Consider the following 13,856-nt stretch of genomic DNA (forward strand, 5'->3'; position numbering starts at 1 on the left):
TCATGGCCGACAGTGGCGCAATTGCCAGTGCTCAACGGATTCTCGCCACCCGTCTCCAGGTGTCCACTGACTTGCGAAAACCGCTGAGCAGCCGGTGTCGGGCGACTTGGCCGGATCCCGGCGCACCCTTACGCTCTCGCCATGCACACCGTGGCCGTCCTGGCGCTGGACCAGGTGATCCCCTTCGACCTCTCCGCCCCCATCGAGGTCTTCACCCGCACCCGGCTGCCCGATGGACGGCCCGCCTACCGCGTACGGATCTGCTCACCCCAGGAGGAGGTGGACGCCGGTGCCTTCCGGATCCGCGCCCCGTACGGGCTCGAAGCGCTGGCGGAGGCGGACACGATCATCCTGCCGGGCACGGCCGACCCGACGCGCCCCCTGCCCGACGAGGTGCGGGAGGCCCTGCTCGTGGCCGCCGCGCACGGCACCCGCATCGCCTCCGTCTGCGCGGGCGCCTTTGTGCTCGCGGCGACCGGCCTGCTGGACGGCCGCCGGGCGACCACGCACTGGGTGGCCGCGCAGCTGCTGGCCGAGCGCCATCCCGAGGTGACGGTCGACCCGGACGTGCTGTACGTCGACGAAGGCCAGTTCCTCACGTCGGCGGGCGCCGCCGCCTCCCTCGACCTGTGTCTGCACATGATCCGCAAGGACCACGGCTCTGCCGTCGCGGCCGACGCCGCCCGGCTGTCGGTCATGCCGCTGGAACGGGAGGGCGGCCAGGCCCAGTTCATCGTCCACGCCCTGCCGCCGTCCCCCACCGGGGCAACCCTGGAGCCGTTGCTGCGCTGGCTGGAGGAGAACGCGGACCGGGACCTGACCCTCGACGACATCGCGGCCCGTGCGGGCATGAGCTCCCGCACCCTGAACCGCCGGTTCCGCGAACAGACCGGCACGACGCCGCTGCAGTGGCTGCACCGGGCGCGGATCCGCAGGGCCCAGTACCTTCTGGAGACGACGGCGCACCCCGTCGAACGCATCGCGAGCCAGACAGGGTTCGGCTCCCCGACCGCGTTCCGCGACCGCTTCAAGCGGGTGGTGGGGACGAGCCCCTACGCGTATCGGCGGGCGTTCCAGGGAGTGCGCGGCCCGGATTCCGGGGCCCTCGGGGGAGAGGTCGCCTGAACGGCGCACCCGGGCCGCGGAGATGATCCGGCCGGACGCCTCAGCCGCGCCGGTCGGCCACGGCCCACGACGCCAGGGCGACGGCCCCGGCCACCCCGAACACCGCGGGCCACGCGCCCACCTTCTTGGCCAGCGGATGCGATCCGGCGAAGGCGGCGACATACGCGGCGGTCAGCGCACCGGCCGCCGCCCCGCCCGCCTGCTTCCGCCACCGCTGTGCCGCGGCGGCACCGGCGACGGCGAGCACGGCCCCGCCGAGCTGCCGCTTCCTGCTCCAGCGGGCGACCCCGTACCCGCCGACCAGCCCACCCGCGGCCACCACTGCCGTCGGAACCTTCGCCATCGCCGTCCGCCTCCCGCTGGTACGTCTCCGGGCCGTCGCGACGACCGACCCGGTCGCCGTTCCGGCTGCTGACCGAGGCTAACTCCGCGCCGGGGCAGGTCCTGGAGCCGGGGTCGAACCGGGCGCGCCGCGGTGGCCCGCCCGTACGGCAGGCGGACGGCCGTGCACCGGCGCCAGGCCGTCATGGACCCGGGGAGCGGGTAGGCCCGTGAGACGCACGTCACACGCGTCGGCTTCGTCGCGCTGTCACATCACCACCGGGCCGCTCCGTCAGTGCTGTGCAACCATCAAAACAGCGAGGAGATCACCATGGAAGCGCGACTGAACTTCTACACCAACCCCGTCGCCGGCAAGTTCCTGCGGTACATCAACTCGGCGGCCAAGGTCATCACCGATTCGACCCTGCCGGCCGCGACGCAGGAGCTGGTGAAGATCCGGGCCAGCCAGATCAACGGCTGCGGTTTCTGCACCGACATGCACACCAAGGACGCCACGGCCGCCGGGGAGACCGCGCAGCGCCTCCACATGGTCGCGGCCTGGCGGGAGGCGAAGGTCTTCACCGAGGCCGAGCGGGCGGCGCTGGAACTGGTCGAACAGGGCACCCGCATCGCGGACGCGGCCGGCGGCGTCCCGGACGAGGCCTGGGCGGACGCGGCGAAGCACTACGACGAGGACCAACTCGCGGCGCTGGTCTCCCTCATCGCCCTGATCAACGCCTACAACCGCATGAACGTGATCGTCCGTCAGCCGGCGGGGGACTACCAGCCGGGGCAGTTCGCCTGACGGCGCGCCCACCGACGACGCCCACCTGGCCCGGAGGCCGGCCGCCACCTTGCGCGGGGGGCTGTCCACCGGGCCTGCGCGTGCGTGCTTCGGCCTTCCCAGTCCCGTTGATCAGCCGGCCGCGATGGCCGAGTACGCCCACACATCCGCCGGGATCTCATGCTTGAGCCGCCACGTAATGGCCATCGGCTTGCTCCCCTTGTGGCCCTCGTACTCAGCGGGCCCCAGTAGCATCCACGGCTGAGCCCCTCCGATGTCGTTCGTCTTGTAGCGGCGCACGAAGAGGAGGACGTGACTGCCAGCCATGGCATGACGCTGGTAGCGGATGCCGGTAGGGCTCGTCTCCGACGTCTGGTTCTGCGACTCCCAATGGAAGAGCGTCTCGTTCAGCGCGTAGTCGTGGTAACGAGTCTGCGGCGAGAAATCCCTCTCGTCCTTTTCCAGGGTGATGAGCAGTGCATCGGTTGAAAGGGACTCGCACCACTTCACACCCTCGCGGAAGTCACCCGGCATAAAGCCACCGATGAAGGACTGACCCAGCGCGGGGAGGATCTCTTCGCGGCTGTAAGAGGCGTGAATGGTCAGGGGTACCCCGTGCGGGCCGCCGACTCCGAGGAGGGGAATCGGGACGTGCTCGGTATGAGCGAGGTTGTACTCCAGTACCTGCCGGAGTTCGCTGCGCACGGCGTGCTGGGTGCGGAGTGCGGCAAAACCGGTGTCGTAGTCCGGGAACCCCTTGCGGGTAACGCCACCCAGGGGCCAGAACTGGAAGAAGAGCATGCGGGCATAGGCCTGCTGCTGCTCGTCGAGAGAGCTGTAGGGCGGGGCGTCGTCCTCCAGCATCCGTGTGTACGCGCCCACACGCAGGGGGTCGTCGACGTGAAGGAAGGCCGGAACACGCTTCAGGAGCGCTGCCTCTCCCTCCGGCACCTCGCCCTTCAACAGGCCGGAGCGCCGGAGCAGGCCGGTCCATGAGTTGCCATTGCCCCGGTAGAGCTCCTTGAGCTCGCGCCCACTCTCGTAGAGGTAGTCGCTCAGCTTCGGCTGGGCGTAGTCGGCCACCTCACGGGCCAGCACGGTGACGTTGACGCCGATCTGGTCCTTGATGTTGGCGATGATCGCTCGCTTCGCCTTCTCCTCCAGGATGATCTGGCAGCCCGAGGGAAGTTGCGGGAAGTCACGCTCGACGTGGTCCAGCAGGCGTTTGCGCGTCAGGTTCGTCAGGGCCCGGAACTGGTTCTCGAACCGGAATTCCTTGCGATGCTGACCGATGAAGTCCAGCACGGTCAGAACCGCCTTGTTGTCACTGCGGCGCAGGCCGCGGCCGAGTTGCTGAAGGAACACGGTCGCACTGGAGGTCGGGCGGAGCAGGAGCAGTGTGTCCACGTCGGGGATGTCGAGACCCTCATTGAAGAGGTCGACGGAAAAGATCACCTGCAGTGCCCCCGATGCGAGGTCGGCGAGGGCCTGCTTGCGTTCCACGGGCGGCGTCTCTCCCGAGAGGGCCGCTGCTGTGAGGCCGGCTCTCCGGAAGTACTCCGCCATGAAGTGGGCGTGTGCGACGGAGACGCAGAATCCGAGTGCCCGCATGGTCCTGGGATCGGCGACCTTCTCCTCAACAGCCCTCACGACCAGCCGTGCCCGTGCGTCGTTGCCGGTCAGAACGTTGCTCAGTGCGGTGGGATCGTATGCGCCACGCTTCCACTCAATAGCGCTCAGATCGGTGTTGTCGCTGATGCCGAAGTAGTGGAAAGGGCTGAGGAGGTCGTTCTCAAGGGCCTCCCACAGCCGCATCTCGGCAGCGATCCGGCCCTCGAAGAACTCGTCGTGGATGTTCTTGCCATCCATGCGCTCGGGGGTGGCCGTGAGCCCCAGCAGCTCCAGCGGTTCGAAGTGATCGAGGATCCTCCGATACGTCGGTGATGTGCCGTGGTGGAACTCGTCGATCACGATCACATCGAAATGATCAGACGCTATCCGGTCCAGGGCGCGTGCATTCAGCGACTGGACGCTGGCGAAAACGTGTGTCCAGCGCTCCGGGATCTCTCCGCTGTGGAGCTCCTCACCGAAGTTCGCGTCGATCAAGACATCCTGGTACGTCCGGAGTGACTGCTCGAGGATTTCCTTGCGGTGGGCGACGAACAGAAGTCGCAGGTCACGGCCGTGCTTCTTGCGCAACTGCTTGTAGTCGAGCGCTGCCATGACGGTCTTGCCGGTGCCGGTCGCCGCGACGAGGAGGTTCTGATGCCGGTCGTGAACCTCACGCTCGACTTCCAGCCGCTCCAGCATGTCGCGCTGGTGTGGATAGGGCCGTACCTCAAGGCCAGACAGCGTGATGCCACGGTTCGATGCGGTCTTGGACGAGGCGCCTGCCGCAACGGCCAGCGCTTCCTGGAGCCGGTCCCCGTCAGTCGCCGGGTCGTACGTCTCGAAGGACGCGTCGCTCCAGTACGCCTCGAAGGTGGCATCGAACTTACGCAGAACGTCAGGCGTGGCGATGGACGACAGCCGGACGTTCCACTCCAGGCCGTCCAGCAACGCGGCTTTGGAGAGGTTGGAACTGCCGACATACGCCGTGTCGTAACCGCTGTTGCGACGGAAGAGCCAGGCCTTCGCGTGCAGCCGCGTCGACCGGGTCTCGTAGTTCACCTTCACCTCGGCGTTGAACTCCCGCACCAGCCTGTCCAGCGCGCGCCGCTCGGTTGCCCCGATGTAGGTGGTCGTGATGACACGTATGGGTACGCCGCGCTCATGGGCTGCCCTGAGAGACTGCTCTATGATCCGCAGCCCGTGCCACTTCACGAATGCGCAGAGCAGGTCGATTCGGTCGGCGGTAGCCAACTCGGCGCGCAACTCGAATCCGAGGCTGGGATCGTCCGGGGAGTTGGTGAGCAGGGCGGTGTCGGAGAGGGGCGTGGCCGGGCGGACGGCGAAGACCCCTGGAGCCTCCTGCTTGGTCAGAGCCAGGAGTTGACGGGGACCGGTGGCCACGAGATCCACCCACTCCTGTGCCCCCTGAAGGGTGCTGATGGAGTCCAGGATGTGGTTGGCGGCATGCACCCGCTCCTCTGGCGGCAGGCCTTCCAGCACGTGCCGTACCGTCCCGCCCACGTGGCGCGCCAGGACATGGGGTACCGACTCGGGGCCGACGGCGTCGCTCAACGGGTGCCAGCCGAGGCCGGCAAGTTCCTTCAGCCTCTGCTCGAACCGCAGCGTGATGAGTTCCTCGTACACACCCGCGAGGGGCTGGGACAGGACCTCCTGCTCGGACACGCTGGCTCCCTCGATCGCTCGGACGGCGGTGCTCATGTGTAACAGAGAGCACTGACACTGCCATCTGGCCGTGCCGCCGAGGCTCAAAGGCCCGGGGTTACTACGTGTTGGGGGAGGCGGCCCGTCGGCCCCGGCCCAGTGTTTGCCGTGGGGCTGGGACCCACCACGCGGTGCGGCAGGTCATCCCTCGCCGTGGCACTCCTCATAAACCCGCCCCGACACACACCAGCACCCCGCCCCCCGCTCCGGCGGCCAGGCGACCGCGCGGCCGCGGGCCGCCAGTGTCGTCGCGTACTGGGGCAGCAGCGTGATCTCCGCCGGGGACGCGCTCTCCGACGCCGCGAACGCCTCGTACGACGGCACCGTGCCCGTCACGATGCCCAGGTTCGGCGTGCCGGAGGCGGCCAGTTCCCGCAGTGATTCCTCTATCGTCGCCAGGTGCTCCTCGCGGGAGGGGTACTCGGTGGCCAGCGTGGGGTACGCCGAGACCAGCTCCTGCAGTTCGGTCTCCGGCCAGTGCAGGATCGCCACCGGGAACGGGCGGGAGAGCGCCTCCCGGTACGCGCCGAGCTCCGCCCGCAGGCGGCCGATCTCCGCCTGGAGCTCCGCGGGGTTGTCCGAGCCGAGAGACCAGATCCGCTTGGGGTCGTGGAGCTCGTCCAGGGAGACCGGCAAGGAGTGGAGTGTGTCCGCCAGCCCGTCCCACTCGTCGTGCGCCGCACCCAGCATGCGGCGGACCCGGTGGCGGCCGTAGAGAAGCGGGTGCGTGGCGTGCGGGGGCTCCGCGTGGCCGGCGAGCAGCAGCGTCAGCCCCTCGGTGAACGTCGCCTCGGCCGCCTCCAGCTCGTCGTGCGACTCCAGGGATTCCGCGATGATCAGCCAGGGCGCCGGATGCCTGGGGGAGGTCGCGCGGAGCCCGTCGATGATCGCCCGTGCCTCCGCCTCGTGGTCGTACTCCCACAGGTTCGACGCCTTCAGGGCTCGTACGAGGTGGGGGTTCTCGAGCGGCTCGGAGGACGAGAGCAGCCGGTCGTACAGCGTGGTCGCCCCGGGGCGGTCGCCGGCCAGTTCCAGATGGGCCGCGGCCTGCAGCAGCAGGTGTTCCGCGTCCTCGGGATACAGTCCGGCAGCCCGCTCCAGGCGTGCTGCTTCGGCGTTGTGGTCGACGTTCTCGGCAGGCGTGTCGGGGCGCATGGGGGACACCGTACTGCCGCCGACCGGGAAAGGAGAGAGATTCCCAGGCCAGGGGCGGCGGGGAGAGCCCGCCGAGCCGCAAGAAGGTCCTGATGGTCGTCTGCGCGATCAAGGACAGGAACACGACCCCCGACTGCTCGCCCGAGGTCAAGGGCATCGCGTGAGGCCAATGTCCGGGCCGGGGCGGTGGTCCACCCGCCCGTGACCGCCGGCCGTTTCAGCGGTGTGGCGGTACGGGCCTCGGCCGTCCGGGGCCCGCACCGGCGGCGCGTGGCAACGCTGTGATGGAGAGCGCCGACCTCCGCACGCTCATGGCTACTTGGTGCCCCACCCCTTATCGTCCGGCGCCATGCGCATCCCCGTGGTCCACCACGCCGCACTGCGGCGCCGCGCCGTGCGCCACCGCTTCGTCCGTGCCGGTGGCGAACTGCTGGTCACCGTAGGCGTCGTGCTCATGCTGCTCGTCGTGCACCAACTGTGGTGGACCAACCGGGAGGCGCGGCAGGGGGCCGAGCGGAAGGTGCGGGCGCTGGAGCGGGAGTGGGGCGGGCCCGAGGGCCCGAGCGGGTCCGGGGACATCGGCGCCTGGGCGACGTCCGATGCCGTGAACGGGACGGCCGGGACCCCGCCGCAACGGCGGCATGCGGTCGCCGCGCGTCCCGGGCGCTCCCAGGCCTATGCCGTCCTCGCCGTCCCCCGGCTCTCCCTGCGCGCCCCCGTCGCCGAAGGCGTCAGCAAGACCGGTGTGCTCGACAAGGGGTACGTCGGCCACTATCCGGGCACCGCCCAGCCCGGGCGGGCGGGGAACTTCGCGGTCGCCGGGCACCGCAACACCCATGGAGAGCCCTTCCGGCACCTCGACCGGCTGCGGCCCGGGGACTCCGTCGTCGTGGAGACGCGGTCGACGACGTACACGTGCGTCGTCGACCAGGTGCTGCCCCGGACCTCGGCGGCGGACGGAGGCGTCATCGCGCCGGTGCCGCGCAGCCGTGTCAGTCCTTCCCACGGGTACGACCGTCGCGGGCACTACCTCACCCTGACGACCTGCACCCGGCAGTTCACCTCCCGGTACCGGCTCGTGGTGTGGGGCGTGCTCGCCTCCGCACGCCCCCGGTGACCGCTACGAGCGCTCGCGCAGCACCAGCACACCCAGTGCGCCCACCACGGCCAGCCCCGCCGAGACGACCGCGGCGACGTTCGCGCCATGGGCCAGGGAGCCGCCGCCGGAGGTCACCAGGGCGATGGTGAGGGCCACACCCGCGCAGGAGCCGATGTAGCGGAACGTCTGCTGGGCGCCCGAGCCCATCGCGGCCCGTTCGGCGGGGACCGACTGCACGGCGACCAGCGGGAGCGCGGCGTTGAGCAGCCCGCTGCCCACACCGCCGATCACCAGACCCGGCAGCACGCGGGTCCAGGAACCCGAGCCGACCGCTCCGAGCATGGTCAGGACGGCCGCGGCGTGCAGCGCGAAGCCGAGGGCCAGCTGGTGGCGCGACGAGATCCGCCCGGCCAGGCGCTTGGCCTGGAGCGCGACCACGAAGGACAGTCCGGACCAGAGCAGGAACAGCCAGGCCGTGTCGAGCGGGGAGAGGCCGAGGGTCCGCTGGAGCAGGGTGGGCAGGAAGGTGAACAGGCCGAGTACCGCGAGGCCCGTGAACAGACCGCCCACCGCGGAGCCCAGGAAGCGCGGGCGCCGGAGCAGGGAGAGGTCGATCATCGGGGTGCGGTTGCGGTGCTCGACCAGGGCGAAGACCGCCATCAGGACGACGGCCGCCGCGAACAGCAGCGCCACCGGGGTGCGCAGCCAGCCGTCGCGGCCCAGTGTCAGCGCCGCCACCAGGGCGACCAGGGCGAGACTGAAGACCAGGGCGCCCACCAGGTCCGGGCGGCCGCCGCGCGGGGCGCGGGACTCGGTGAGGGCGCGTGCGGACAGGGCCGCCACGAGGAGCGTCACGGCGCCGAGGACGAGGTATGTCGTCCGCCAGCCGGGCAGCGCCCCGGCGACCAGCGGGCCGACCGCAATGCCGCCGCTCACGAAGGCACCCCACACACCGGTCGCGTGCAGCCGCCCCTTCGGGGTCGGGAAGGCCTGCACCAGCAGGCCGAGGCTGCTGGCGAGGATCGCCGCGCTCGCCGCGCCCTGGGCGATGCGGGCCAGCGTGAAGAGCAGGGTGGACGTCGTGAAGCCGCCGAGCACGGTGGTGATGCCGAGGGCGATCGTGCCCGCCACGAAGATCCGGCGGCGGCCGTAGTCGTCGGCGAGGCTGCCGGCCACCAGGAGCAGGGCGGCCAGGCCCAGGGGGGTGCCGTTGAGCAGCCAGGCCTGCGCGGAGACCCCGGTGTGCAGATCGGCGGCGATGCCGGGAAGCGAGACGGCCGGCGCGGTGTACGTCATCAGCGCCACCGCGGTGGCGGCGCTGGTCAGGGCGAGGGTGGGGGTCGCCCGGGGCGTCTCGGGGGCCGTGCCGGTGGCGGCGACGGTCCGTGGGGTGCGTTCCAGCTGTGGCATGGCCTGCCCTTTCCGGGGCTGGTCGGTTCAGGGTTCGACCGACAGGTGTTCAACGGTGTGTGGTTGGACAGTCAGGTTCGTTCACTGAACCTTGCTGAGCATGACCGTAGCAGGCGTGGGTTCGTTCATTGAACCAAGTTTTGGAAAAGTCGATTCGGTCACCGAACCAACTGGTCGGGAGCTGGCTACAGTGGAGTGCATGGCTCTTGGCAAGGACTACGCGACGCAGGAGTGCTCCATCGCGCGTGCGCTGGAGGTCGTCGGCGAGCGATGGACGCTGCTCGTCGTGCGTGACGCGTTCTACGGCGTGCGTCGCTACAACGACTTCCTCGTCCACCTCGGTATTCCGCGTGCTGTGCTGGCCGCCCGCCTCCAGACCCTCATCGCCGAGGGGATCCTGGACAAGCGCCGCTACCAGGAGTCACCGCCGCGGGACGAGTACGTCCTGACCGCCCGCGGCCTCGCCCTGTGGCCCACCCTGCGGGCGCTCGGTCTGTGGGGCCGCGACTTCCTGAACAAGCCGGACCTGCGCACCTTTCGGCACGCCGTCTGCGGTACCGAGGAGGAGCTGGGCCCCTACGGCGAATGCCCGGCCTGTGGAACCGTCGTACCGGTCGCGGACGTCGAACTGATGCCGGGACCCGGACTCGACCGGGACCCGGCCGATCCGGTCAGCCGTGCGCTGCTGAAGCCGAAGAGGCTGCTGCAGCCGCTGGAGACCGAGCCTGTATAACGGACACCAGCCGTCGGGACGGCGCGAGCGGTCGGGGAGGGAGAGCGGTCCATGGTCCGGATGCCGGTGAATCCGCGCCCCACCGTCGTGCTGCTGATCCTGCTCCTCCAGGTCGCCCTCCTCGACACCGGCAGCCTGTCCGCCGCCGTCGCCTTCGCCGCGACCGCCGCGGCCGGTGCCGCTCTGGCCGTCTGCGCGCTGATCGCCGCCCGCAGCGCCCCCGTCGTGCCGCCGACCCGGGTGCGCACGGCCATCCGCGACCGCGAGCACCGTACGGCGTTCCTGCCGCAGCGGGACCCGGACGCCCGGGGCCGTACGCGACCGCGGGCACCGGGCCGTGCCCTTCCGGCGACCGCCGCGTAGGGCACACACTCGTCCGTTCCGTACGCCCACCTGTGTGACCTCACGCGGGTCGTCATGCCGACACCTCTTCACACCCGGCACGACGAGACCCCCGGAGGGCTCACCCATGTCCACCTTCATGTCCGTGTTCGCCGATCTGGTCGACCGGCTGGCCGGCCTGCTTCAGCCGCTCTTCCACGCCTCCGCGGCGGCCGCCGCGATCGTCCTGTTCACCGCACTCGTACGACTGCTCGTCCACCCTCTGTCCCGGGCCGCCGCACGCGGACAGCGGGCACGCGCCGGACTCCAGCCGAAGATCGCCGAGCTGCGCGCGAAGCACGCCCGCAGCCCCGAGAAGTTCCAGAAGGCGGTGGCCGAGCTGCACGCGCGGGAGAACGTCTCCCCGCTGCCCGGCATGCTCCAGATCCCCGCCTTCTTCCTGCTCTACCACCTGTTCTCGAGCACGACGATCGGCGGCGAGGGCAACGACCTGCTCACCCACAGCCTCTTCGCCGCGCCGCTCGGCGACCGGTGGGCCGACGCGCTCGGCAACGGCGGCCCCTTCGGACCGGCCGGGCTCGTCTACCTCGCCCTGTTCGGGCTCGTCGCGGCCGTCGCCGCCTACAACTACCGGCGTACGAAGCGGACGACGGACGCGATCCCGGCCCCGGCCGGCGAGGCCGGACAGGTTCCCGGACTCGGGGCGGTGACCCGGGTCGCGCCGTTCCTGTCCTTCTTCACCCTCGTCACCGTGGCGGTGGTGCCGCTGGCCGCCGCGCTGTACGTGGTGACGAGCACGACATGGAGCGCGCTCGAGCGGACGCTGCTGTACCGCTGACCGCCCGGCGGTGCGGTCCAGTCCGTGAACCGGGTATTGCGGACTGGACGTCGACCTTGGAGGATCGACCAGTCCTCCGATGGCTGGGGCCAGCCGCACTCGGCCGTGTCCATCGGCCGGGATGCCGCGATCGAGGGAGATTGTGATCATGAAGCTGCTGCGAGTCGGTACGGCCGGGGCCGAGCGCCCCGCGCTGCTCGACGCCGAGGGGACCCTGCGGGACCTGTCCGGTCTCGTCCCGGACATCGACGGACCTCTGCTCGCCGACGACGCGGCGCTCGGCCGGATCCGCGCCGCCGCCGCGTCGGGCGAGCTGCCGGAACTGGATCCGGACGGGCTGCGCATCGGACCGCCGCTCGCCCGTATCGGCAAGATCGTCTGTATCGGGCTCAACTACCACGACCACGCCCGCGAGACCGGCGCCCAGCCGCCCGCCGAGCCGGTCATCTTCTTCAAGGCGTCGGACACGGTGGTCGGGCCGCACGACACCGTGCTCGTGCCGCGCGGGTCCACCAAGACCGACTGGGAGGTCGAGCTGGCGGTCGTCATCGGCCGTACCGCCCGTTACCTGGAGTCGGAGCAGGAGGCGCTCGCGCATGTCGCCGGGTACGCGGTGGCGCACGACGTCTCCGAGCGCGAGTTCCAGATCGAGCGCGGCGGGACGTGGGACAAGGGGAAGAACTGCGAGACGTTCAACCCGCTCGGGCCGTGGCTGGTGACCGCGGACGAGGTGCCCGACCCGCAGGGACTGTCGCTCAAGCTCTGGGTCAACGGCGAGCTGAAGCAGGACGGGACGACGGCCGAGCAGATCTTCCCGGTCGCCGAAGTCGTGCGGTACGTCAGCCGGTTCATGACGCTGTACCCGGGTGACGTCATCAACACCGGTACGCCGGCGGGTGTCGCGCTCGGGCAGCCGGACCCCAAGCCCTATCTGCGTGCCGGGGACGTCGTCGAGCTGGAGATCGAGGGGCTCGGCAGGCAGCGCCAGGAGCTGAAGGACGCGTAGCGACTGCGCCGGGGCGGGGAACCGCGCGTGTGCGGCAGGCCGGACGAATACGGCAGCTCGGCCGCTCGCGCGGTTCCCCGGGCCCCTAGCGGAGCTCGGTGAACTTCTCCAGCGCCTCCACCACCAGGGCGTGGTCCTCCACCTGGGGCAGACCCGAGACCACCACGGTCCCGATCACTCCGGCGCCCTCGACCGCGATCGGGAACGCACCGCCGTGTGCCGCGTAGGTGTCGGCGTCCAGACGCGAGGACTCCTCGAACGTCGTGCCCTTCGCCCGGAAGCGGGAGCCGACCAGCAGGGAGGAGCAGCCGTAGCGCTCGACGACGCGGCGCTTGCGGTCGATCCAGGCGTCGTTGTCGGGTGTCGAGCCCGGCAGCGCCGCGTGGAAGAGCTGCTGCCCGCCGCGACGGATGTCGATCGCGACCGGCGCCTTGCGGGCCCGTGCCAGCTCCACCAGCAGGGTGCCGAGGGACCAGGCGTCGTCGTGGGTGAAGCGGGCGAGCGTCAGGCGCCGCTCCTGGGCTTCGAGTTCCTCGATCTCCGGTGCCGTGCTCACAGCGTCACCACCACACCGTCGCGGGCCGAGCGGCGGGCCGCCTCCAGGACGTCCAGCGCCGAGGCCGCCTCGTGCGCGGTGACCGGGACCGGGCCGCCCTCGCGCAGGGCCTTCGCGATCGCCGCGTAGTACGCGGGGTAGTCGCCGGGGAGGGTCGGCACGGGGTCGCCGCCGCCGGTGAGCGGGGACTCGCCGGCACCGATCCGGCCCCACAGCGGCTCGGGCTCCTGGCCCCAGCCGGGTCCCGGGCGCAGGCCCTCGCGCAGCGCGGCCTCCTGCGGGTCGAGCCCGTACTTGACGTAACCGGCGCTGGAGCCGAGCACCCGGAAGCGCGGGCCGAGCTGGGCCGTCGTGGCGGAGACGTACAGATGGGAGCGGACGCCGCTGGTGTGCGTGATCGCGATGAACGTGTCGTCGTCGGTCTCCGCGCCGGGACGGCGGACGTCCGACTCGGCGTACACGGAGGCGGCCGGGCCGAAGAGGACCAGCGCCTGGTCGACGACATGGCTGCCCAAGTCGTAGAGCAGACCTCCGACCTCTGCCGGGTCGCCGGACTCACGCCAACCGCCCTTGAGCTGGGGGCGCCAGCGTTCGAAGCGGGACTCGAAGCGCAGGACGTCGCCGAGCTCGCCCTCCGCCAGCAGCTTGCGGAGCGTCAGGAAGTCGTTGTCCCAACGGCGGTTCTGGAAGACGGAGAGCAGCAGGCCGCGTGCCTCGGCCAGCCCGGCCAGCTCGCGCGCGTCGGCCGCCGTGCCCGCGATCGGCTTGTCGACCACGACCGGCAGACCGGCCTCCAGTGCGGCCGTCGCGATCGGGACGTGCGTCTTGTTCGGGGAGGCCACGACGATCAGGTCCAGCTCGTCGGCCCGGGGCCACAGCTCGTCCGCGGTGGCGGCGGTGCGCACGTCGGGGAACTCCGTGCGGGCCTGCTTCTGCCGCTCGGGGTTCGAGGTGACGACCGTGTCGAGGACGAGGCCCTCGGTCGCGGAGATCAGCGGGGCGTGGAAGACGGAGCCCGCGAGGCCGTAGCCGACCAGGCCCACGCGGAGAGGGGTGTCAGTACCAGGGGCTGTGCCAGTCATGCCCCCTACTTTCGCAACGCTGTTGCCAAAGTGCAAGCGCGAGGGAGAATGGACGGGTGAACAGGACGTATG

The 13,856-nt window shown here is 70.7% G+C and carries 13 protein-coding genes; 7 read left to right on the forward strand and 6 right to left on the reverse strand.

The window, feature by feature from the left end; all coding sequences use genetic code 11:
* The first annotated feature begins 141 nt into the window (after positions 1-141).
* Positions 142-1,125: a helix-turn-helix domain-containing protein gene (locus RCR19_RS22980; protein ID WP_331266832.1), complete on the forward strand. Its 984-nt coding sequence runs from the start codon at positions 142-144 to the stop codon at positions 1,123-1,125.
* A 40-nt stretch (positions 1,126-1,165) separates the two neighbouring features.
* Here the strand turns inward: RCR19_RS22980 and RCR19_RS22985 are convergent, their stop codons facing one another.
* A complete protein-coding gene (locus tag RCR19_RS22985) occupies positions 1,166-1,468 on the reverse strand; it encodes a hypothetical protein (RefSeq protein ID WP_331266833.1) in 303 nt (100 codons plus the stop codon).
* A gap of 309 nt (positions 1,469-1,777) precedes the next feature.
* Between RCR19_RS22985 and RCR19_RS22990 the strand changes: the two genes are divergently transcribed.
* Positions 1,778-2,251: a carboxymuconolactone decarboxylase family protein gene (locus RCR19_RS22990; protein WP_059127719.1), complete on the forward strand. Its 474-nt coding sequence runs from the start codon at positions 1,778-1,780 to the stop codon at positions 2,249-2,251.
* A gap of 111 nt (positions 2,252-2,362) precedes the next feature.
* Here RCR19_RS22990 and RCR19_RS22995 read toward each other — a convergent pair whose 3' ends face one another.
* Both RCR19_RS22995 and RCR19_RS23000 read right to left on the reverse strand, forming a co-directional pair.
* Positions 2,363-5,524 (reverse strand): DUF3427 domain-containing protein, encoded by a 3,162-nt coding sequence (locus RCR19_RS22995; RefSeq protein WP_331266834.1) that lies wholly within the window; start codon positions 5,522-5,524, stop codon positions 2,363-2,365.
* 180 nt (positions 5,525-5,704) lie between these two features.
* Entirely contained in the window at positions 5,705-6,718 is a 1,014-nt protein-coding gene (locus tag RCR19_RS23000; protein ID WP_331266835.1) for a hypothetical protein, read from the reverse strand.
* A 349-nt stretch (positions 6,719-7,067) separates the two neighbouring features.
* Here RCR19_RS23000 and RCR19_RS23005 point away from each other — a divergent pair, with 349 nt between their 5' ends.
* Positions 7,068-7,835 (forward strand): class E sortase, encoded by a 768-nt coding sequence (locus RCR19_RS23005; protein WP_331266836.1) that lies wholly within the window; start codon positions 7,068-7,070, stop codon positions 7,833-7,835.
* Positions 7,836-7,838: 3 nt separating this feature from the next.
* On the opposite strand, the gene RCR19_RS23010 is transcribed toward RCR19_RS23005, so the two are convergent.
* The gene (locus RCR19_RS23010) at positions 7,839-9,227 is read right to left on the reverse strand and encodes an MFS transporter (RefSeq protein ID WP_331266837.1); all 1,389 of its coding nucleotides are present in this window, start codon (positions 9,225-9,227) and stop codon (positions 7,839-7,841) included.
* 199 nt (positions 9,228-9,426) lie between these two features.
* On the opposite strand from RCR19_RS23010, the gene RCR19_RS23015 reads away from it, so the two are divergent.
* The 4 genes from RCR19_RS23015 (at position 9,427) to RCR19_RS23030 (ending at position 12,146) form a co-directional block, all read left to right on the forward strand.
* Entirely contained in the window at positions 9,427-9,960 is a 534-nt protein-coding gene (locus RCR19_RS23015) for a helix-turn-helix domain-containing protein (RefSeq protein ID WP_331266838.1), read from the forward strand.
* Between the two features lie 51 nt (positions 9,961-10,011).
* Positions 10,012-10,323, forward strand: coding sequence for a DUF6412 domain-containing protein (locus RCR19_RS23020; protein ID WP_331266839.1), 312 nt, complete (start codon positions 10,012-10,014; stop codon positions 10,321-10,323).
* Positions 10,324-10,441: 118 nt separating this feature from the next.
* Entirely contained in the window at positions 10,442-11,140 is a 699-nt protein-coding gene (yidC, locus tag RCR19_RS23025; protein ID WP_331269528.1) for a membrane protein insertase YidC, read from the forward strand.
* Between the two features lie 148 nt (positions 11,141-11,288).
* Positions 11,289-12,146, forward strand: a complete 858-nt coding sequence (locus tag RCR19_RS23030; protein ID WP_331266840.1) for a fumarylacetoacetate hydrolase family protein — start codon at positions 11,289-11,291, stop codon at positions 12,144-12,146.
* A gap of 85 nt (positions 12,147-12,231) precedes the next feature.
* On the opposite strand, the gene RCR19_RS23035 is transcribed toward RCR19_RS23030, so the two are convergent.
* On the reverse strand, positions 12,232-12,702 hold the full coding sequence (locus RCR19_RS23035) for a heme-degrading domain-containing protein (protein WP_059127712.1): 471 nt from the start codon (positions 12,700-12,702) through the stop codon (positions 12,232-12,234).
* Entirely contained in the window at positions 12,699-13,784 is a 1,086-nt protein-coding gene (locus tag RCR19_RS23040; RefSeq protein WP_331266841.1) for a Gfo/Idh/MocA family oxidoreductase, read from the reverse strand. The genes RCR19_RS23035 and RCR19_RS23040 overlap by 4 nt, the downstream gene beginning before the upstream one ends.
* Positions 13,785-13,856 lie beyond the last annotated feature (72 nt).

This window comes from Streptomyces sp. WAC07094, assembly GCF_036320405.1.
In the GTDB taxonomy this organism is placed as follows: domain Bacteria; phylum Actinomycetota; class Actinomycetes; order Streptomycetales; family Streptomycetaceae; genus Streptomyces; species Streptomyces lannensis.